This is a genomic window from Clostridioides sp. ZZV15-6383, assembly GCF_020657735.1.
Taxonomy (GTDB): Bacteria; Bacillota; Clostridia; order Peptostreptococcales; family Peptostreptococcaceae; genus Clostridioides; species Clostridioides difficile_D.
In genome coordinates this window covers 1-23246 of record NZ_JAGWCV010000053.1, presented here as the reverse complement: position 1 = coordinate 23246, position 23246 = coordinate 1, and the positions used below count along the sequence as shown (strand labels likewise).

Sequence of the window (23246 nt, the reverse complement as noted above, 5' to 3'; positions counted from 1 at the left end):
ATTTAAAAATTAATGGAATTTATCAAGTTAATTAAATATATAATAATTATTTAGTTAACTTAACAGACTTTCTTAAAATTAATTTGAAATTTTTCTTTTCTTATCTATTAATATTATTTTCCAAAAATATAATTGTGAAAAGTATGTAATTTGATTATTATATATTAGATACAAAAAACTTGATTTATTAAATAAGTAAGGTAATAAAAAATCAAAATTTCACTTCTAAAAAACTATTCTGAATATTGATTTGGCTTATATTTTCATATGGAATATTTTGTATAATAAATTTGACAAATATAATTTAATTTTTTCTAATTATTTACTGTCGATTAATAGATTTTTTTCTTGCATATAAGTATGTATTTATGGTACGATTTACATGGTGAAGTAAATGTGGGGAGGTGGAAAATAAATATTCGTGAAAAAGTTTTCAGATTGAGGTATTTTTATGTACAGTATATTATAAATAAATAATATAACCTCAATAAATAGTATCAAAGCGAATATATGGGTAATCACTTTAAAATAACAGTTTTTATGTTTAGATTCACAGTGTTTATTATAAGTCTAATAAATAAATCTAATCTGTGAATGGATAGTAGTTTATTTATTTAAGTTGAGAATTGGTTGGGTGAAGTAATATATAAATTTAAAAAGTAAATAAAAACATTATTTGAATAAATATGTGTTGCTTTATTCGATACTCCTTTAAAAAAGCACTTAAATGTAATTACATAAGTTGCTACAAAAGGGGGAATTTAGTTTGTAAAATACTATCACGTAAAAAATAAGAATTGCATATGACGAAGGTTTTTCATGGTATCAGATGAGAATCTACTAATTTATAAATATATCTGAAAATAACGAATTTATATAATTTAAATTTATGACTAAAAAATGTATTAATTTTACTCCATGAAAATATGTACTCTACAAATAAACACGCAATTATCTTAATAATAATTACAAATTGTTTTACAACATAATATCACCATATCTTTCATTAAAAGAAAGAATTTGGATAAAACGTAAAAATATAATAAAGAAAGGATTTAAACTTATGAGCTCAACAGTAAAAAAGAAGGGTAAATTCCCTATGGGATTTTATATCTGTTCAACAACGTTCTCATTTGAAAGAGCAGCATATTATTCTGCGAAGTTTTTAATCTATATATTCCTTACAACAGCTGTAATTCATGGTGGACTTGGAATAGATAAGGGACAAGCTGCTATAATGCAAGCTAACCTTGTTGCATTCACATATCTTGCACCAATAATTGGGGGATATATATCAGATAGATGGATAGGAGCTAGGTATACTATACCTATAGGTATGCTTATCATGGGAGTAGGATATTATCTTGGTTCTATTGCAACTACAGTTTCTATGGTAAATGCAATGATAATCTTAGTTTCAATTGGTACTGCATTCTTTAAAGGAAACGTATCTGCAGTAAATGGACAACTTTTTGATAATCAAGAAGAACTTGATACAGCATTCTCAGTACAATATTCTTTTGTTAATATAGGTTCTTTTATCGGAACTACAGCAGTTGGTATACTTTATGCTAAGACTTTTGTAAAAAATGGTGTACTTGGATTTTCTCAATGTTTCTTCATAGCAGCTGTACTTTGTGTAATAGGTGCAATATGGTTCACATATGGATGGAGATTCCTTGGAAATGCAGGAAAGAGACCTTTTAAAGAAGGCGTAGTTGCTGAAAAAGTTGAAGAAAAAGATAAGTCTCCTCTTACGAGTATAGATAAGAAGAGAATTTGGGCTATTATACTTATATCATTCTTCTCTGTAATTTTCTGGGTATTCTGGTATCTAACTTATCTTGCAGTTTATGATTATGGTGCAGCATTTGTAGATATGACTATTGGAGGATTTGACATTCCTCTTGCTTGGTTTGACTCATTAAATGCACTTGTATGTATAGTATTAGGACCAGTTCTTGGAGCATTATGGTTTAAACTTGCTAGTAGACCACAAGGAGATATGAGTTTATTTAAAAAGACAGGTCTTGGATTAATATTCTTAGGTCTTGCATTCTTAATGCTTGTTGGCGCAGAGTTTACAAGAGGTATTGGAGCACCTGAAACTGCTAAAGCTAGTATAATATGGATAATCATGTTTGGTATACTTCTAAGTTTTGGAGAAATGTTATTCTCACCACTTGGTAACTCTTTCGTAAGTAAGTATGCACCTAAGAAGCTTCTAGGTGTTCTTATGGGAGTATGGACAGTTGCTACTTTCATAGCTGGTCAAGGATACGGATATATATATGCATTTACTCTTAAATTTGAAATGATTAAAGTATATACTATAATCCCAGTAATACTATTTGTTGCAGCTATATTATTATTCTTATTTGACAAGACATTAAGTAGACTTGTTGAGGATGATAAATAATCAGTAAATAATTATTCTGTTATATAGATTAATCTATAATAATAGTATTAGATTGATTTATAGATAGTTAATAATAAAAATAAAGTTTTACTTTTAAGTACATTATTGTGATATATGTTATTATGATATGTATTGAAGTATATTTATTAAATAAAAAACAAATAAAAAATACTAGCTTTAGTTGGCTAGTATTTTTTTATTTTAAATTGGATAGAAAATTAATACATAATTTCGCCACTTAAGACTGTATAAGCACTTCCTCCAATTTTCACAGAAGTTATGTCATTGTTTTCTTTAGCTATATTTACATATACTTTTCCAGGTCTGTTTATAAAGTTACCTTCTTCACCAATAAAACTAGTTTTATCTAAAATATTATGGTGTACTATATAAGATGATACACAAGCATTTCCAGTTCCACATACAGGGTCTTCTGTAACTCCAACATATGGTGCTATAGATCTTAAATGATAGTCACACTTTTCATCTATAGTCTCTATACAAAATGGAGTTATACCAATTAGATTATTATCGCCACTAAATTTTTTGATTTTATTTAAGTCTGGAGAGATATTTTTTAAATCATCTAGAGATTTTAATCCAAATACAAGCCACCAAAGTCCAGTATTTACCTTCATAATTGGATACTCAATAAGTCTATCTTCATGTATACCTATCATTTGTGCAACTTCTTTTCTGTAACTATCTAAATTTTCAAATTCAGGGGAATTCTGTTCCATCATAAATATATTTTCATTATTTATTTCCTTAAGTTCTACAGATAATACACCAGCTTTTGTTTCTTGATAAAATATACTCTTACTGGCATCAAGTTTTCCTTCTTCCAAAAGTGCATGGAAAGCTCCTATTGTTGCATGACCACATAAATCAACTTCCAAACCAGGTGTGAAGAATTGTACTTTAAAATCTGCAACATTTGATTCTGAAACGAATGCAGTTTCTGATAAGTTCATTTCTTTAGCTACATTCTGCTTGATTTCATCAGAAATATTAGATGCATTAGTAACTACACCAGCAGGATTTCCACCAAAAGGTATAGTTGTAAAAGCATCAACTTGCTTAATCTTAATTTTGTTCATTTTTATAACCTCCTTTTATTTGTTCTGAAATATAAATTTCATGTTTTATGTATTGAACTCCAATATATAAGATATTAGAGTTTTTTGTCCAAATTGAAATGGCTTCACTGCCTTCAGATAAGTTTCCTGTCAATATCTCATCGTTATCTACAATTAAAATAATTCCTTTGTAAAGTATTTTATTTTCAAGTGTAGTTTTATTGCCCCCATGAATATGAACATTATCTAGACCTTCTAGAATTTTATTTTCTAAAAGGAGTATTTCAATATTAATATTTTTTTTGTAGGCAATTAGAAGTTCTTTTTTTAGTTCAAGAATTTCTTCATAAGGACAAGAAATTATGATTTCTTGCTTTGCATTGTTTATCATTTCTATTGCTTTTTTTAAGATATTTTTATCTCCTTTTATGTTTAAAACATATTCTACACTTTTACCTTTATTTAATATCTGTAAGTTGTTCTTTAACTTATCCATAGAATTATTAAATTCTTCTTTCTTATTTTTTAATAATTCATTGGGATTTATAGGTACATATTTAATAGGGTCAGTTCCGACATTGACAATTATATTGTTATTCAATAGTTTTGTTATGTTTTCATATACTTTTGATTGTGGTACACCTGATAATTTACTTATTTCATATCCTGTTAGAGGATTTTCCTTTAATAATGATATGTATATTTGGGATTCATATTTGGTAAATCCTATATTTTGTAATTCATTAATTATATCATCCATAGATAAACTCCTTTTATAAAATGTTAGTAACTACCTATGTAGTTATTAATTTAATTTTATAACCTAAAGGGAAGAATGTCAACTATATTAAGTAGAAAATTAAAATATATTAGAAATATTTAACTTACAAATAGACTTATCACAATATTAAAGCTATTAAAAACAGGCAGTTACAAAAAAGTGACTAATTGAACCCTTATATAGGTAGTAGTATATTAGTATCAAGAAAACAATAAAGGAGATGTATATTATGATAAAAATAATAAATAATAATGAATTTATAAACGAAGTAGAAAATAAAGATGGATTGGTAGTTGTAGATTTCTTTGCAACTTGGTGTGGACCTTGTAAGATGTTATCGCCAATATATGAAGCTTTAGGAAATGAGATGGCTGAAAAAGCAAACTTTTAAAGGTGGATATAGACCAAAGTATAGAACTAGCTCAAAAATTTGAAGTATCTACAGTACCAACTATGATAATATTTAGAGATGGAAAACCTGTAGATAGATTAATAGGTTTTATGCCTAAAGAGAATTTAAAAGACAAAGTTGAATCATATATGTAATTAAAATAAATCACATATCTAAACAAAAGACTCATTATAGTGAGTTTTTTTGTTTAGATACTATTAAGAAAAGTGCTGGGTATTATTTTTTATTACTAAATTACACGAAAATGAGCTACAGTTGGGGGAAACTGTAGCTCATTTTATTTTGGGGGAGATAGGTTGAACTTATTGGTTATCCGTATCATATTTTTAGTATAGTCACTTATTTGAATTTATATACATTTTTTTATAAATTTTACATAAAATGTTAAATATTAATTGGAACTAATGATAGCATTTGATTTAGCTGATGTAAATTTAAGAGATGAAGGTTTTGAGGCATTTGTAAGTGTGGGAGAAGAAAATAATTGGATTTAATAAACAAAAAATAAAAATGTTGACTATATTAATAAACTTCAATATAATATATCTATAGAAATTGTAGATTACAGAATGGAGGTAGTAACATGAAAATTGAAAATCTTTCTATTAATGATATTAAACGAGGTTATATATTCAATGATGAATTAAATTGTTATAGTTGTATTAAATGTACAAAAACATATGAAGTAGGAGAAATATATAAAATAGGTAATAGATTTTTTGAGGCTTCAAAAGCTATTGAACTTCATATGGAATTAGAACATAGTGATTATTTGGAGCAATTACTTAATAGTGATTCAAAGTACAATACACTAACTGAAAATCAAAAACAATTATTTCAGTTCTTTATTAGTGATTTACCAGATAAGGAAATTGCGAAAAAGGTTGGAGTGTCTACATCTACTATACGTCATCAAAAATTTATGTTCAGAGAAAAAGCCAAACAAGCTAAGTTATATTTAGCACTATATGAATCTGTGTTTGAAGATAAATCTAATAAAGGTAGTACTATAATACCAATCCATGAACATGCTCGAATGGTGGACGAAAGATATGTGGTAACTGAAGAGGAGAGAAAACATATTTTAGATACATCATTTGAAAGTATGAATCCTTTAAAATTAAAAGTATTTTCTTCAAAGGAAAAGAAAAAGGTTGTAATTTTATCTAAGATTTTGGAACAATTTGAACGTGGGAAGCAATATTCAGAAAAGGAAGTTAATCAGATTTTAGAATCTATATATGGTGATTTTGCAACAATTAGAAGATATTTAATTGAATATGGTTTTATGAGCAGAAATAAAGAATGTACAAAGTATTGGTTGACATAATTAGAATAACAATTTTTACTAATATATAAGGTTATTTTTACCTATGGAAGGAGTCAAACATGAATGATGAATTAAAATCTATTTTATACAGTAAAGGTGTAGATATTGTTCGTTTTGTTGATATATCTGAATTTCCAACGAGTCAAACACAAGGTTTCTCTAAAGCAATTTTATTTTGTATAGGGTTATCAAAAAAATTTATTACAGATATATACAATAACTTACCTACAGATAGTGATGAGTTCTTGGAAAAAGAGGAGAAAGTAGAAGCGTTAGCTGATTGGCTTTCAAAATATATTCAAAACAAAGGATATAGAGCTTATTCTCAATCAGAGAAAAATAATCTAGAACATGGATATTTTGAAAAAGCTTACATTAATCCAGAAATGAAATCAGGGATTAGCCCTTTACCACATAAGACAATAGCAAATATTAGTGGTATTGGATTTATGGGAAAAAATAATTTGTTTGTAACAGAGGAATATGGATGTGCTTTTAGTATGTGTACAGTACTTACAGATGCTCCAATTTCTGTTGAAAGACATCCTTTGATTGATTCAAAATGTCTAGATTGCAATATTTGTGTAGAAAACTGTCCTGCAAAAGCTATACATGGAAATGAGTGGACCTTGCCAGGGAAAAGAGAGTCTATTATTGATGTTTCAAAGTGTTTTTGTGTATTGAGGTGCATGATGAGTTGTCCATGGTCATTAAGATATGCAAATCAAAAATAAATATATTATAGATGATATTAATTTAGATATTGTAAACTTTTTTAAATGTAAGATTATAGGGGATGTCTTAAAGCAAAAATTTGTATAGAACACTCAGAAATGAGTGTTTTTTTGTTGATTTTAAATTATATTGATATAAAGCTTAACTATTTTAATCATTATATGAAGTTTGTATTAAAAAATTAAGAATAATTTAGTAATATTGAAAATATAATTGAATTATAATTTGTTTATAATTAAATTATAAAAAGATTATAAAAAACAAAAATTATTCTCTCAAAAATCCAAAAGAGAGTAAAAGTCACTTCACTTATAGTCAAAAAATGCTTCTATGAAAATAATTTAGATTTAAAAAGGAGGAATTAATCATGGAAATTGAAACTAAAACTCCAGATTGGATTAATGTGCTGGAATTAAACAATAAAATAGATATTACTGGGAAATATGATGTAAGTAATATGATACAAGAAATTGTTTCTGATAAGTCATTAGAAGGTTCGATTATATATTTCCCAAAAGGTAATTATTTATTTGAAGAAGGTATTAAAATTAGTCAACAAATAACACTTCAAGGAGATTCTTATTATGGAGGAAATAATCAAGTATCAAATTTAGATAGCAAACAATCAATCATAGGAACAACCAACTTTATAACCCGAGGAGTTTCTAATATGAGTATTATTACATTGACAGGAGCAAGTCAATGTATCAAAAATATTAATTTTTATTACGATAGTTGTGATGTAGAGAAAATATCACCTAAAAATGTATCTGCTATTACAGAATTTGAAGGAGCACAAGGCCTATATCATTTTGAACACCTGTTTATTTCTGGATTTTCAGGGGTAGGAATTGAAATTCCACACTATTCAACTGGTAATGATATCACTGTTAGTTCATGTGGTCTTGGTATGAAGATTGGAGAGAAGTCGATGCTTTCTAGTAGCGAGATTTACGAATGTAAAAATGGAATGGAGATTACTACTGGTGTTAGCTTAAATAATGTGAGAATAGAAGAAATAAGAGAAATAGGTATTAATAATAAAGGGTTTGGTTTTAACCTTATTATGAATCTTATAGTCGACAAATGTGGATATTGTGGCTTTATGTTTGAAAAAATGTACCATAGCCAGATAACTGCGAGAATTACTAGATGTGGTCAGTATTATAAAAATGTTGATTACAATACTTATGAGAATATGAAAGATAGAAAAGAAGAAGCTTATTCCATTTTTTATGGAGATATTTTAGAGAATTGCAATATTGTATTGATGAATAGTAATATTTATACTTTAGAAAGCGATTCACTTGATGAACATAAGATATATGTAATCAAGGCAAATCAAACAAACAATGTAATGTTAACGTGTTATGCTGAAACAGATGACTTTATACAGTTTGCAAAGGGAAACTTATTGTTAGCAAATGGTAGAAATACTTATAAATTTTATAATGGTGAGATTTGTTCTGTAGGAGGTGTTCAAATTTCTGATATAGATGAAAAAGATTTAATTAAAATAATAAAGAACACTCTGTATATAGATGACAAAGGTAAGTATTTAATGGTTCCTAGACTAAAAAAGAACACTGTAATATATTCAGTGCTAGATTCTGCAGAAGAAATAAATAAATTACATGGAGGAATATGGGAACAGATTGATGTAAAAGCACTGGCTGGGGAATCCATGTACTATTATAAAAAGATAAAAGATTAATTATCAAACTAGGAGGTAGTGAGTAATGAAAGAGTCTATAATAATTAAAGATACAAGTGGTTGGATTAATGTCCTAGATTATGGAGTTTGTAATGACGAAACAAAAGATGTAAGTTCCAAGTTGCAAGAAATTATGGATGCTGTACCAGAAGATTCTATTATATATTTTCCAAAAGGAAAATACTTATTTGAAAGTGGTGTTAAGATTAAGAAACGATTAACCTTATGTGGGGATTCTTATATTTTGGCAAATGTTCCTAAAAACACTGCTGGAGTAACACAGTTTACTTTTAAAGGAATAAAAAATCCTAAAAGTGAAAATATAGCAATTATAACAGCAAAAAATGTAAGACACTGTATTAAGAGTATTTGTTTTTATTCAGATAGTTGTGATAGAGATATGACACCTAATCATGAACCTCCAACAGATGGAAAACCTAGATTTCATCATGATGTAATTATAAATTATAGAGATATATCAGCTGTTATATGTGAAGATAAACAGGGAGAACCAGGTCATTATGAAAACCTGTTTTTTAGTGGCTTTTCTGGAAGTGCACTTGATATGCCTAATAATTCTACAGCAAATGATATTACGGTTTTTACATCTGGGCTTGGAATTAGTACAGGGGAAAATTCAACTATTGCTAACAGTAAGGTTTGGGGATGTGTTGATGGAATGATAATTTCTACTGGAACCTTTATAAATGGTATGAGGGTAGAAGAAATAAAGAAAATTGGAATTAAAAATATTGGTAGAGGTTTAAATTTTATTACAAATATCACAATTGACCAATGTGGATATTGTGGAGTTTGGTTTGATTCTATATCAAATGTCCAAATATCAGGAAATATCACAAGATGTGGGCAGTACTATTATGACGTAAGTTATGATGATTATTTAAAGTTAGATAATAGAATTAAAGAAGCATATTCTTTGTTCTATGGCAATTCACTGGAGTCAAGTAATATAGTTTTGTCAAATACTAATGGGGATAACTGGGAAGATTTCAAAGAAGATAAGCATAAAGTGTATCTTGTAGAAACATTTGAAACCAAAGATGTACTATTAACGTGCAACATAGATGCCACTGACTGGATTGTTAAGTCAGAAAAAGGAAATCTAACATACAATAATATGCGACAAACTGTTATATTTTACGATGGAAAACTAAGTAGTATCAATGGAATTGGTATATCTGAAGAAGATTATGGGGATAAAGTGAAGTTAAAAAAAGGAAATATATATATAAATAGTCAGGATAAGATTATTAAGATGCATAAACCAGAGGTAGGTGACATTATGTCAACAGTTATTAAAGATGAAAATATACTTTCTACTCATTATGGGGGAACATGGGAGAAAATTGGTGAAAAAATAGAGTTTGGAATAACTGTACACTATTATAAGTTGATAGGGAAATAAGCAAATATGTAGTATTTGAATATAGATATTTTATTAAGGAGCTAGTACTATAGTTTTAAGGTAAAGAGTTCAGTAATAGTGTAAATTGAACAATATAAAAAATTGATTTGATACTAAGGGTTCATAAAATTTTGATATTAAGTAAATTGGAAAGGAATATATAGTGTTATGGAAGGAATAACTGGGGTTAAAGATGGAAGATGGATTAATGTAGTAGAAAGAGGTATCAAAAATGATGGTACGTATAATATAGGTCCTGATTTGCAGGATATTATTGATGAAATAGAAACAGATTTTTGTGTCTTGTATTTTCCAAAAGGCAAATATTTATTTACGAGCGGTATTAAAATCAATAAAGAAATTGTACTGCAAGGGGATTCTGATTCATCTACAGGGGCTACACAATTTATAACACGTGGAGTAGAAAATATGAGTATTATTACATTGACGGGGAAAAAACAATGCATTAAAAATATAAATTTCTATTCTGATAGTTGCAAGATACAGGTTAATAAAGAACCACCAACAAAAGGCAATCCTAAATATCATTATGAGATGATTATTAATAAGAATGAAAAGAATGTTGAGATGAATAATGTATCAGCAATCCTGTATGATAATAGTGATAAGATGATTAAAGGTCTAGGTCATTATGAAAATATTTATATAAGTGGTTTTTCGGGGACAGGAATTAGGATACCATATTACTCAATTGTAAATGACATTACAGTTTCATCTTGTGGACTGGGGATTGATACAGGAATAGACACAATTATTTCTAATAGTAGAATATCTAAATGTCAAAATGGAATGAGGATTAGGACTGGCACTAGCATAAATAACGTAAGGATTGAAAAAATACAGAAAGTTGGTCTTATAAGTAGTCAAGTTAAGGATTATGAGGGATATGGAAGTTATAAAATTAATAATATTACGATTGACCAATGTGGGTATTGTGGTTTTTCATTTGATTCAGTGAAAGGTAGTTATTTTTCGGGCATTATAAGAAGGTGTGGGCAGTATTATTATAATACAGATTATGACACATATCTAAATATGAAAGATAGGGTAGAGGAAGCATATTCTTTATTTTATGGAAATTATTTTACAGAATGTAATATTGATTTAATTAGTGATAATAAGGACAACTGGGATGATGGATTAGAATATAAACATAAAGTTTATGTATTTAAAACCCTTCAAATACCAAAGTTAACATTGAGATGTAATATAGATGCCTATGATTATATCGTTAAATCGGTAGATGGAGGAGGCAATTTAAGGTTACAAAATAACTTTAACAATTATATATTTATTGATTCATCTAGTCCAGAAGTTATTAATGGAATTAATTTTAATTATCAAAAGAATGGAAACTTGTTTAGGTTAAATAATGGCAAATTGAGTTATAAAAATGGAAATGAAGAAACAGCTATATTTAGGCCTAACTATGGTCTTATTGTAGCATCAACAGATTCAGATTGTGAACAGATAGAGGCTAACTATGGAGAAAAATGGGAGAAGCTTGGTTCTGAAGTAATTGGAAAAGAAACGGTATATTATTATAAACATCATGAACCAGATAAAACAAACAAACTACAATAAAATTGTATTATATAATGATATAAAGTTTTAATATATAGTGTTTATCTTTAATGTAATATTGATATATTTGTAGGGTATTAAATTTATTAAAAAGTAAAATTGTAGGGTGCTTGAAAATAGCACCTTTTTTAGTTTTATTATAAAATTAGTTTTGAAAGTTTAGGAATAATATATATTTATTTTTAAAGAATTATAAATTTATAAGAATATTTTAAATGCTGGAAATAAGTCAGTAAATCTTACAGAATAGTGCGGAAAGCTCACTCCTTTAGGTGTGGGATGGATAGCACAAACAGTGTATAAAAAGTATTGACACATACACATATGTTTTTAAATAGCCTTCCAACTTTAAGTCCTTCTGGTATAATGCAAAATATAAAAGGTTATACAAGTAAAATATTAAGAGAAGAATTTATTGAATTATCAAAAATGCCTAGTTTATGGACTAGAAGCTATTTTGTATCTACAGAAGAAAATGTATGTAGTGAAACTATTAAAGGTAAAGATAGAAATAGAATATTTAATGATATTAATAAGAAATATAATTTAACAGAGTATTCACTTCATAATTTTGTTAAACCTATTTGCAAATATTATAAACTACATTCTGCTATATCTCAGAAGATAGCTACAAGATGTTTTAATGCTTTTAGTAAGTATATCTATCATCAAGCTAAACGAGTTAATTATATTAGATATAATGAATTAACATCAATAGAAGGGAAGCAAAATTCAACTGGTATTAGTTATAAAGGTGGTATTATTAAATTTAATAATATGACTATTCCAGTAATAATAAAGAATAATGACAACTATGCTCAAAGAGCAATTCAAGATAAAATAAAATATTGTAGAATACTTAAAAAAGAAATTAAGGGTAAAATTAAATGGTATATACAATTAGTCTTAGAAGGAATCCCACCTAAAAAAACAACCAATCAAGGAGAAATAAAAGGACAAATTGGTTTAGGTAATGTAGGTATAGATATTGGAACTCAAACTATAGCTATATCTAGTAAATGCGATGTTAAGTTATTGGAGTTAGCTCCTAATGTTAATAACATAGATAAGCAATTAAAATTAATTCAACGCAAAATGGATAGAAGTAAACGTGCAACCAATCCTAATAAATTCAATGATAATGGTACTATAAAACAAGGAAATAGAGATAAGTGGATATTTAGTAATCACTATATTAAATTAAAAACACTAAGAAAAGAGTTATATAGAAAGCAGGCTGAAATAAGAAAGCAAGACCATTATGTATTGATTAACAAATTACTAAATTTAGGTAATAAGTTTTATGTTGAAACGATGAGTTATAAAAGACTTCAAGCTAGAGCAAAGGATACTACTATTAATGAAAAGACTGGTAGAATTAATAAGAAGAAACGTTTTGGAAAATCATTAACAAATAAAGCACCATCAATGTTTTTGACTATGTTAGACAATAAGTTAAAATATAATAATGAAAGATTATATAAGATAGATACTGCTAAATGTAGAGCTAGTCAATATAATCACTTTTCAGATGAGTACAATAAGAAGGAATTAAGAGATAGATGGAATAATAGTATGGGTATTCAAAGAGATTGCTATTCTGCATTTTTAATAATGAATGTTAATGAAGATTTAAAATCAATCAACAGAGAATTATGTATTAACACATATGATAACTTTAAAATATTACATGATAAAGAAATAAATAGACTAAAAGAATTAAAATTAAATGGTTATAAATTAATATCTAGTAGGGGGATATAAAAACTATATAGGTTGAGAAACGAGCCTAATATTAATGTTAATGGTGTCAACAGATACTTTATTAATAAAAGTCTTAGGGAATATGATTAGTGATAATATGTTGTAGGTTATGATTCATCATAACTGAGAGTATTGTAGAAATTCATGTAGTACCTAAGAACCCCACGCCTTTAGGCATAGGAGTTTCGGTTATAGGTATTTTAAGAGATGATGCCAAAATAAGCGTTAGAGATATGAAGACTGTTAAAATAGATAAGAATAAACAAAGTAGTATATTTGATTAAAAATAAGTATACTAATTACCTTAATATATTAAGAATATAGATACTTATAATAATAGAATTAAATCTAATAGATATTTTCTATATCAAAAATATGGTCATAATATGTCAATTTGACCATATTTTTGATATAATTAAAAACACAAATAATTTAGTAATAAAGGAGGTAGAATTTGAATTTATTAAAGAAATATCCTATACCTATTGCAAGTTTGGTTTTGTCAATATTTACTTTAGGTAACTTATTACAATCTTATAATGAATTATTACGTAATGTAATTGGATTTATAGGATTTATTTTGTATGCAATTTATATAGTCAAAATAATATTACTTAGAAAGGGTGTTAAAGAGCAATTAGAAAATCCTTTAATATCAAGTACATTTCCAACTATAACAATGGCAACAATGATATTTGCTACATATGTAAAACCACTATCTTTAGAATTAAGTATTATGATTTGGAGCATAGGAATTGTGGGTCATCTTTTGTTAATAGTCTTATTTAGTAAGAAATTCTTAGTTAAATTCTCAATAAAAACAGTATTTCCATCTTGGTATATAGTCTATGTTGGGATAGTTGCAGCTAGTGTTACGGCACCAGCATTTAATCAACTTTTAATTGGCAAAATTGCTTTTTGGATAGGATTTGTATCTTATATAGTTCTTATACCAGTAGTTTTAAAGAGAGTATGGATAATCAAGGAAATGCCTGAACCATCTTTACCAAGTATAGCTATATTAGCTGCACCAGGTTCACTATTATTGTCTGGATATATCAATTCTTTTTCAGATAAAAATAGCGTAGTATTATACTTGTTATTCATATTGTCAATTGTATTTTATATTATAGTTTTGGGATACTTACCAAAATTATTAAGATTGCCTTTTTATCCAAGTTTTGCTGCATTTACATTCCCTATGGCAATAAGTGCAATGGGTATGAAACTAATGAATGGTTATTTAACTAAGTCAGGTCATTTTGTAAGTTGGATTTCATATGCTTTTAAATTAGAAGAGATAATCGCTACAGTGATTATTTTATATGTTTTAGTTTTATTTATTATATATCTTAGTAAATCAGAAAGTACATCTAAAGCTAAATAAGAATTATTAAATATGTGTATTTGATAAAAATATTAATATAAATATATGAAAATAAGATAAACTCTAGAAACTTAATTTAGCTTAACTTTATTGGAGGAAAACAAATGAAAACAAAAGAAGAATATTTAAAAGAGGTTAGAACAACATCAGAAGAATATTTTAGAAAAGGAGAGTTTTTTTGTTCTGAAGCAGTTCTTCAGACAATAAATGATGCTTTAGGTCAACCTTTAAGTCCAGAGATAACTAAGTTAGCATCAGGATTTCCAATAGGACTTGGAAAATCACAATGTCTTTGTGGAGCAATATCTGGAGGTGAGATGGCTTTAGGTATAGTATATGGAAGAGTTCATGGGGAAACTATGAATCCAAAGATGTTTGAACATGCTAAAGGTTTGCATGATTATATTAAAAAAGAATACGGTGCAACATGTTGTAGAGTTATCACAAAGAAATGGGATGGTGATAACTTCATGTCTCCCGAAAGGAAAGAGCACTGTATTAAAATAACAGGTCAAGTTACAGAGTGGGTTGCAGATAAACTTATAGAAGATAAAAAACTTAACATTAAATAACACAACATTAGTTTGTGAATTTTTAAAGTTAAATTTACTTACAATATAGGATACTTGATACTCTCATATTTGAAGAAAAATTTATAAATTTATAGCATGTGTATTTAATGAAATAGGCTTACATTTAGAGTATAGTTTAGTTTCATAAATACATATGCTATTATTTCAAGTATATGAGTAAATTTATTTAAATAAATTGAAACAGTTAATTTATATGTACAAAGTATATATGGATTTGTGTAAATAAATACCTATTTTATAATACTCAATATAAAGACACCAGACATGATTAGTATTATGCCAAGAAGAATAGCAAGCCATTCTTTTTTATTCTTCTTTTCTTTAAAAAATATAATCCCTCCTAAAGTGGCTACTATCACACAACTCTGAGAGATAGAAAAACTTATTGTAACTCCCAATGTATTAGTTGTTATAAACATACCTAAATTCGCTATTGACCACAATATTCCAGTAATTAAATTGAATAAAACACTTTCCTTATATACAATCTCTTTAGAAAAATACTTAACAATAATAAATGAAGTTATCAACATACCAACAGATTGAGGTAATATAATTCTATATCCTTCAATCAAAAATATTTGATTAGTTATAACATATAATGCCAAAAATAGAGAGGATAATAATACAACTCCAACACATTTTAACATATTTTTATCTGTATATTTTTTAGTCTGATAATTTGTGAGAAGTATACCAATTATTATACATAATATTGATAAAGAACCAATCAGGAACATTTTAGTACTGGTCCATTCATTAAATAAGATTACAGCTAGCAAAGTCGTAAAAGTTAACTGTGAACCATTTGAAATCGGCATGACTTTAGATACACTAGTAATTTGAATCGCTTTAAACTGCATTAGTTGTCCCAAACTCCAGAATACTCCAGAAATCATACTTACAAAAAATGAAAAAAATGTAATCTCAGGATGCATAACCAAAGTTATTATAGTGGAAAATATAAATGCACTTATAGAGGTACCTAAAAGTTGTTCATAAGGAGAACTTTTTTTAAAATTTGCAACTATTGGCATCAATCCCCATCCCATTACAGGAAGCAAAGCAATAATTATTGTTAGCATTATGTTATTTCCTTTCATATTAAATTTAGATAGTTTTTAATTTATCATCTAAAATTAAAGTATTCAATACATCAAAATTACCGTATTTAATCAGGAAATATTAGTAGTTTTTTAGAAAAATGTTTTCCATTAAAATAAAAATAAAGGGAAGGAGTAAAATTGAAAATGTTAACTGATATGATTCAAAATCGTGAAATTAGAATAATAAAGTTTTTATTAAAAGAAGGTCATACAACTGTAAAAGCAATAGCAGATGATTTAGATGTTTCAGAAAAAACAGTTTCAAAATCTCTTAAAGAAGTAGAAACAGTACTTAAAAAGATAGGTCTTTCTTTAGTGAGAAAACCTAAAATAGGTGTTTATATTGATGGAGATTTAAAGAAAATACTTCCTTACCTAGATAATAAAGGAAGTCAAATTCCTACAACCAGAGAGGAGAGAGTTATCTATATATATTCAATATTGTTGAAAACTAATGATTATATTACTATACAACAACTTTCTGATGAATTATATATAAGTCGTGGAACTATTGAAAGAGATTTAGCTGAAGTTGAAAAATTGCTAAAAAATGAAGGAGTTTCTATATATAAAAAACCTAGTAAAGGAATAAAGTTGAATATAAGTGAAAGAGATAAAAGGCAACTTACTGCTAAATTTATACATAAATTTTGGAGTAGAAACTGGTATATTAAGCAAGAACAAGAAAGCTTTTATCAAGCATTTGAAAAGATACAAGCAGATGTAAATGGTATTTTTTCTGAAGATGATTTATCAATAATTATTGATATTCTTAGGAATTTAAGCAGAGAAAGAAAATTTGAATTTTCTGATTATGAATTTCAGTCATTAGTTATACATTTGGCTATAGCTGTAGAGAGAATTAGAAAAGGCGAATATATAGAAGAAAGTTTGTATACTGGTAATATAGAAAATAATCAAATGTCAAATACCAATTATTTAGCAAAACAATTAGAAGAACAATTTTCGATACTATTACCAAAATCTGAAATTGGATATATAAATCTGCATTTAGTAGCAGCTGACCAACATAGAGATACTACTGAACTAAAAAATACTTTAACTAATCCATATGAAACAAATACAAATAATATCTCAAATCTTAGAGAAATTATAAAAAATACATTGTATGAGACAGCTTATGACAAAGACTTGATTGATGGATTAACCTCACATGTACATTCATCAATAAATAGATTGACATATGGGCTTAGTATTAAAAATCCATATGTAAACACAATCAAACAAAACTTTTCTTTATCATTTGAGCAAGCTTTAGATTTAAAGAAAGTAATTGAATTTATATATGATATTAGGATAAATGATGATGAATGTGCCTATATAGCACTACATTTTGAAGCTTTTAGGGAAAGAATGAAAGAACTTCCACAAAATATTAGAGTAATTCTAGTGTGCAGTACAGGACTAGGTTCATCTAGATTATTATCTGCAAGAATAAAAAAATACTTTCCTATGATAAAGATTGAAAAAATACTTTCTGTACAAGAACTAGTGTCCAGTAAAATTGATGCAGACCTAGTAATAAGTACTATTTATTTAGAGTTAGAAACTATTCCAACAATAGTAGTTAGCCCTATTTTAAATGAAAGTGATATAAGAACATTGGAAAGAAATATACAAAATGTTTCGGGGAATGTTTCTAAGAAATATAAATCTTTCAAAAACTTAATCTTTGAAGAAAATATTTTATTAAACATTGAGGTTTCAAACTATGAAGATGTAATTAAATGTATAACAGATAACCTGATAAAAAAAGGTTTTGCAAAAGAAGGTATAGCAGAAAGTGCAATTGAGAGAGAGAAGTTATCTTATACATCTTTTCAATCAATAGCTACACCTCATGCTAATCCTAATTATATTAAAAAATCTAATATATCTGTTGCAACTTTAAAAAATCCTGTTACATGGGGAAATGAAAATGTAGAAGTTATTTTCTTCATTTCATTAGAAAATGACAAAAACCTAGAACTTGATGAAATATATGAAGTTTTTTATGACTTCATTGACAATAAAAAAAATATAAATGACATATTAAGTGCAACTTCACCAAAAGAAGTGTACGATTTGCTAATGGAGGAGAATATATAGTGAAAATATCAGATGTATTAAAAAAAGAGCAAATTGTTTTTAATCTTGATGCAACTACAAAGGAAGAAACAATAAAAAAATTAAGTAGTATATTTGTTGAAAATGGGATTGTGGACAATGAAGAAGAATATGTTAAGTCTGTTTTAGAAAGAGAAGAACATGCAACTACAGGTATTGGGAATGGTATTGCTATTCCTCATGGGAAAAGTAATGCTGTCAAGCAATCTTCTATAATATTTGCAAAAACTAAACATAAGATTGAGTGGGATGCTTTAGATGAAAAACCAGTAGATAGTATTTTCTTACTGGCTATAAGTAATATTGATAAGGATAGCAATCATCTTGTATTATTGTCTAAATTGGCAACTAAGCTTATGGATGATGATAATGTGGATGCATTAAAATTAGCTAATTCAGCACAAGAAATAATTAATATATTTAGTGAAGAAGGAGAGATGTAGATATGAAAAGAAAAATTATAGCAGTTACAGCATGTGCAACAGGAGTTGCACATACATATATGGCAGCACAAGCATTAAAGAAAGCTTCAAAAAAGATGGGACACCTTATAAAAGTTGAGACACAAGGAGCTACAGGAATTGATAATGAGTTAACTGTAAAAGATGCACAAATTGCAGAAGTAGTAATATTTGCAGTAGATACTAAAGTAAGAAATGCTGAGCGTTTTGAGGGAAAAGAAATATTAGAAGTACCAGTCAATGCACCTATAAAGGATGCAGAAAAAGTAATAAATGATGCACTAAAGTTAATTGACACTAAATAAATGGAGGAAAATGTAATGTTAAAAAAGATAGTCTCTGAGTTAAAAAAGCATGTTTTAACTGGAATATCATATATGATTCCACTAGTAATTGCAGGTGCTATGATAATGGCAATATCTCGTGTTGGTGGTTCTTTCTATAATATACCAGATATATGGGATGCTAAATATGCAGAAAGTACTAGTAGTATTGTTAGATTATTACATGATTTAGATGGTTTTGGAGGTACTGCTTTAGGATTAATGTTTCCTGTAATTGCTGCATTTATAGGATTTTCTATAGCTGATAAATTAGCCATTGTACCAGGTCTTGTTGGTGGGATGATTGCTAAAGATATAGGGGCAGGTTTTTTAGGTGCTTTGGCAGTTGGTCTTATAGCAGGATATATATGTTTATTTATTAAAAATCATGTAAAGTTACCAAAATCGGCAGCTTCAATAGTGCCAATATTCATAGTACCAGTATTTGGTACATTAATCACTGTTGTATTAATTAATTATGTGATAGGGATACCTTTTGCTACATTAAATACTGGATTAGAAAATTGGTTAAATGGATTATCAGGTACGAATCAGATATTGATGGCAGCAATTATTGGAGCTATGATGGCAGTTGACCTAGGTGGACCAGTTAATAAAGCAGCTTTAACAACATCACTTGCATTATTAACAAGTGGAATTTATGCACCCAATACTGCTGCAATGGTAGGAATCGTTATACCACCATTAGGACTGGGTCTTGCTACTATATTAGCAAAACAAAAGTATAATAAGCAATTATGTGAAGCTGGAAAATCATCTCTTATAATGGGTTTAATTGGAGTAAGTGAAGGAGCAATTCCTTTTGCAGTAGAATCTCCATTAAAAGTAATACCTTCATGTGTAATTGGAACTGCAATTGCTTCAGCTATGGCAGTTGGCTTAGGTTCAGTAAATGCAACTCCAATTAGTGGATTTTATGGGTGGTTTACAGTAGAAAAATGGCCAATGTATGTATTATCAATAGTAGTTGGAACAGCAATTGTAGCTGGCCTAGTTATACTATTACGTGGAAATCCAGTGATTGAAGATGATGAATTTGAAGATGATGATTTTGACGAATCAGAGTGGGAAGCTTAAAATGTAGTATAGCTTTAAGAAGAGTTATGAATTATATATGAATTATATTCAAGATAAATCTTATACTCAATAAAGTATTAGATATTGACTTTAGAATTAAATATTAAAGATAAAGAACAGAGGAGAGTAAATGATAAAAGCGCATATTGTTAATCATACACACTGGGATAGAGAATGGTATTTTACTTCTGGAGATGCATTAGTACTTAGTGAACAACTATTTACAGATGTAATTGATGAACTAGAACGTAATCCAGATGTAAGTTTTGTTCTTGATGGACAGCTTTCTATTTTGGATGATTATGTACAAATACATAAAGAAAAAATAGAAATCATTAAAAAATTAATAAAAGAAGATAGACTGCATATTGGACCATGGTTTACTCAAACAGATACATTCTTTGCTAGAGGAGAGTCTATTTTAAGGAACTTAATGATTGGAATTTTTGAAAGTAAAAAATATGGTAAGTATATGAAAATTGGGTATTTGCCAGATACATTTGGATTTAATGCACAGATGCCTGTATTGTTAAAGCATGTAGGTCTTGATAATATATTCTTTTGGAGAGGTATACATCTTGGTAAACAGGTTCAATCACCATATTTTAAGTGGAAAAGCTTAAATGGAGAAAGTTATATATATGCTGTAAATATGCCACATGGATATGGGACTGGTATGCTTTTAGAACCTTCATCAAAGTATGTTGATGGACGTTTAGACCCAGCTATTGATTTTATTAAATCATATAGTGATTTAGATGAGGTATTAATACCTTCAGGAAATGACCAACTAAATATAATAGGTGATTTCAAGAATAAAATTAAAGAGATTAATAATATTGGAAAGTATTCATATATAACAAGTTCATATCAAGAGTTTTTGAAATATATAAAATCCATAGAGTCATTAGAAAGTTATAGAGGAGAATTTAGAGAACCTGTACTGGCAAGAATACATAAATCAATTGGTTCTAGTAGAATGGATATAAAATTAGCATGTGATAAACTAGAAAATAAGTTGATTAAAAGAATAGAACCATTATTAGTAATTGCTAAAAAGAGCAAAATTGAAATAAGCAATCAATTAATTATAAATACATGGAAAAAACTTTTAGAAGGACAAGCACACGATAGTTTAGCTGGATGTGTAACTGATACTGTAACAGATGATATTCTTCATCGTATAAGAGAAGCAAATGAAATATGTGATAGTATTGAAAATACTATTGTCAAAAAAATTTCAGAAGGGCTTAAATTATCTAAAAATGATATTCTAGTATTTAATACAGAAACTAAACGTTTTAGAGGATATAAAGAGATACAAATTGTAAGTGATAGTAAAAATATTTATTTTAAAGATAATTTAGATGCTACTATAATTGAAGAAACTTATGTAAAACCGAGAGAAAATGTATTAGAAGAAACACCTGCTGGTAATATATTTATTGAAGAACCAGGATATTATATATTAAAAGTAAGAATAAATATACAGCTTCCTGCACTTGGTTATAAAGTTGTTAGCTTTGAATCAAGTAATAAAGAAATGGTAGCACTTAATAAATCTAATGATACTTTTATATCTAATGACAATTATAAGATAATATATAAAGATGGAAACTTAAATTTACAGCTTAAAGATGGAACTTGCATATCAAACTTTTTAACCTTAAAAGACAGTGGTAATGCAGGTGACACTTATGACTTTTCTCCATTAGAAGATGATGAGGATATAAAACTTTTGTTTGAGAGAGTATATACAGAAAAAACTTTAGGATATGAAAAAATAGTGGTTGAAGGTTCTACTCTATTACCACGTACATTAGAAGATAGAAAAAACAAATATCTTAATGAAAAATTAAATGTAAAAGCAAGTATTATCTTATCAAAAGAAAATCCATTAATAGATGTAAAGCTTTGTGTTGATAATATAGTATATAATCATAGACTACGTGTTCATATAAAAACTGATATAAAAGATAATAAAAACATAGCATCATTGCCATTTGGATATATAACAAGAGAAAATGGAGTTTTAGACAACTGGGAAGATATTTACAGTGAAATGCCTATAGATTTAGAACCTTTGGAAAGTAACATTACTCTGACAAATCAAAATAGAAGTTGTACTGTATTTACTAGAGGAATAAAAGAATATCAACATATTGAAGATGAAATTGCATTGACTTTGCTTGCTACTACAGATGAACTAGGAAAGCCTGATTTATTGTATAGACCAGGGCGTGCCTCTGGCGATACAACTAAAAAAGGTCATATAAGAATTAAAACTGATAAAGCTCAAATACTTAAAGAATTAGATTTTTCATTCGCAGTATATATGAGTTCCAAACCATTTGATGAATTAGACGTTGCAAGTTTAACTCACAATTATCTACAGGAATGTGTAAATTATCAATTGCAGGACTACAATTTCTTTTTATATCGTATAGACAATAAGATTCAAAAATCAATTGTCGAGAAATCTGTAAATAGAGAATTAGAAGTAATATCTTTACCAGAAAACTATCTTATATCAGCATGTTATCCTTCTTATTATAGTAAAGATAAATTCATAATAAGATTGGAAAATCCAAGCAGTAAGAAAATGATATTAGATGAGCAAATATTTAAAAATAGAAACGGGAAAATTGTAAGTGCAATAGAAGATGTAGAAAAAGAGCAAATATATGAAATAGCACCTTTTGATGTTATTTCAATATTATTGGATTTATAAGTGGAAAAATAAGTTTGTTGTTTAAAGAGGCTGTCTCAAAATTAGTATAATCCCCTTATAGTAGACATTTAAATAAAAGGCCATTATAATAGGTCTAAAAAGTGTATACTCTAAGGGGGTTTTTCTATGTCTAAAAAACACAAAAAATATAGCAA

16 protein-coding genes and 2 pseudogenes are annotated in these 23246 nt (G+C 27.6%); 15 read left to right on the top strand and 3 right to left on the bottom strand.

Going from position 1 to position 23246, the window contains the following annotated elements; all coding sequences use genetic code 11:
• Positions 1-1063: 1063 nt before the first annotated feature.
• Positions 1064-2419 carry a peptide MFS transporter gene (locus KGF42_RS15565; RefSeq protein WP_107594243.1) on the top strand — a complete coding sequence of 452 codons (1356 nt, stop codon included), beginning with the start codon at positions 1064-1066 and terminating at the stop codon, positions 2417-2419.
• Positions 2420-2637: 218 nt separating this feature from the next.
• Here KGF42_RS15565 and KGF42_RS15560 read toward each other — a convergent pair whose 3' ends face one another.
• Entirely contained in the window at positions 2638-3519 is an 882-nt protein-coding gene (locus KGF42_RS15560) for a PhzF family phenazine biosynthesis protein (protein ID WP_107594242.1), read from the bottom strand.
• Complete coding sequence (locus tag KGF42_RS15555) at positions 3506-4258, bottom strand: TrmB family transcriptional regulator (protein ID WP_107594241.1); 753 nt, start codon at positions 4256-4258, stop codon at positions 3506-3508. Before KGF42_RS15555 ends, KGF42_RS15560 begins: the two co-directional genes overlap by 14 nt.
• 250 nt (positions 4259-4508) lie before the next feature.
• On the opposite strand from KGF42_RS15555, the pseudogene trxA reads away from it, so the two are divergent.
• The 9 genes and pseudogenes from trxA (at position 4509) to KGF42_RS15510 (ending at position 15224) form a co-directional block, all read left to right on the top strand.
• Positions 4509-4825, top strand: a pseudogene (gene trxA / locus KGF42_RS15550) (thioredoxin).
• Positions 4826-5274: 449 nt separating this feature from the next.
• Positions 5275-6021 (top strand): DUF2087 domain-containing protein, encoded by a 747-nt coding sequence (locus KGF42_RS15545; RefSeq protein ID WP_227823157.1) that lies wholly within the window; start codon positions 5275-5277, stop codon positions 6019-6021.
• Between the two features lie 59 nt (positions 6022-6080).
• Positions 6081-6755 (top strand): 4Fe-4S binding protein, encoded by a 675-nt coding sequence (locus tag KGF42_RS15540; RefSeq protein WP_054274935.1) that lies wholly within the window; start codon positions 6081-6083, stop codon positions 6753-6755.
• Positions 6756-7123: 368 nt separating this feature from the next.
• Entirely contained in the window at positions 7124-8470 is a 1347-nt protein-coding gene (locus KGF42_RS15535; RefSeq protein ID WP_227826635.1) for a glycoside hydrolase family 55 protein, read from the top strand.
• A 25-nt stretch (positions 8471-8495) separates the two neighbouring features.
• Positions 8496-9896, top strand: a complete 1401-nt coding sequence (locus KGF42_RS15530; protein WP_227826634.1) for a glycoside hydrolase family 55 protein — start codon at positions 8496-8498, stop codon at positions 9894-9896.
• Positions 9897-10064: 168 nt separating this feature from the next.
• Complete coding sequence (locus tag KGF42_RS15525) at positions 10065-11501, top strand: glycoside hydrolase family 55 protein (protein WP_227823161.1); 1437 nt, start codon at positions 10065-10067, stop codon at positions 11499-11501.
• Between the two features lie 315 nt (positions 11502-11816).
• Positions 11817-11999 (top strand): annotated as a pseudogene (tnpA, locus tag KGF42_RS15520) (IS200/IS605 family transposase); the annotation flags it as partial.
• 1720 nt (positions 12000-13719) lie between these two features.
• Positions 13720-14652: a TDT family transporter gene (locus tag KGF42_RS15515; protein WP_227826633.1), complete on the top strand. Its 933-nt coding sequence runs from the start codon at positions 13720-13722 to the stop codon at positions 14650-14652.
• Positions 14653-14756: 104 nt separating this feature from the next.
• Complete coding sequence (locus KGF42_RS15510) at positions 14757-15224, top strand: C-GCAxxG-C-C family protein (protein ID WP_227822997.1); 468 nt, start codon at positions 14757-14759, stop codon at positions 15222-15224.
• 251 nt (positions 15225-15475) lie between these two features.
• Here KGF42_RS15510 and KGF42_RS15505 read toward each other — a convergent pair whose 3' ends face one another.
• Entirely contained in the window at positions 15476-16330 is an 855-nt protein-coding gene (locus KGF42_RS15505; RefSeq protein ID WP_227822996.1) for a GRP family sugar transporter, read from the bottom strand.
• Between the two features lie 165 nt (positions 16331-16495).
• On the opposite strand from KGF42_RS15505, the gene KGF42_RS15500 reads away from it, so the two are divergent.
• The 5 genes from KGF42_RS15500 to KGF42_RS15480 all read left to right on the top strand — a co-directional run bounded on the left by KGF42_RS15500 (position 16496) and on the right by KGF42_RS15480 (position 23091).
• Positions 16496-18460 (top strand): BglG family transcription antiterminator, encoded by a 1965-nt coding sequence (locus tag KGF42_RS15500; protein ID WP_227826632.1) that lies wholly within the window; start codon positions 16496-16498, stop codon positions 18458-18460.
• Positions 18460-18921, top strand: coding sequence for a PTS sugar transporter subunit IIA (locus KGF42_RS15495; RefSeq protein ID WP_227822994.1), 462 nt, complete (start codon positions 18460-18462; stop codon positions 18919-18921). Before KGF42_RS15500 ends, KGF42_RS15495 begins: the two co-directional genes overlap by 1 nt.
• Before the next feature lie 2 nt (positions 18922-18923).
• Complete coding sequence (locus KGF42_RS15490; protein ID WP_054274927.1) at positions 18924-19244, top strand: PTS fructose transporter subunit IIB; 321 nt, start codon at positions 18924-18926, stop codon at positions 19242-19244.
• Positions 19245-19259: 15 nt separating this feature from the next.
• A complete protein-coding gene (locus KGF42_RS15485) occupies positions 19260-20360 on the top strand; it encodes a PTS fructose transporter subunit IIC (protein ID WP_227826631.1) in 1101 nt (366 codons plus the stop codon).
• A gap of 130 nt (positions 20361-20490) precedes the next feature.
• Positions 20491-23091: a glycoside hydrolase family 38 C-terminal domain-containing protein gene (locus KGF42_RS15480; RefSeq protein ID WP_227826630.1), complete on the top strand. Its 2601-nt coding sequence runs from the start codon at positions 20491-20493 to the stop codon at positions 23089-23091.
• Positions 23092-23246: the final 155 nt, after the last annotated feature.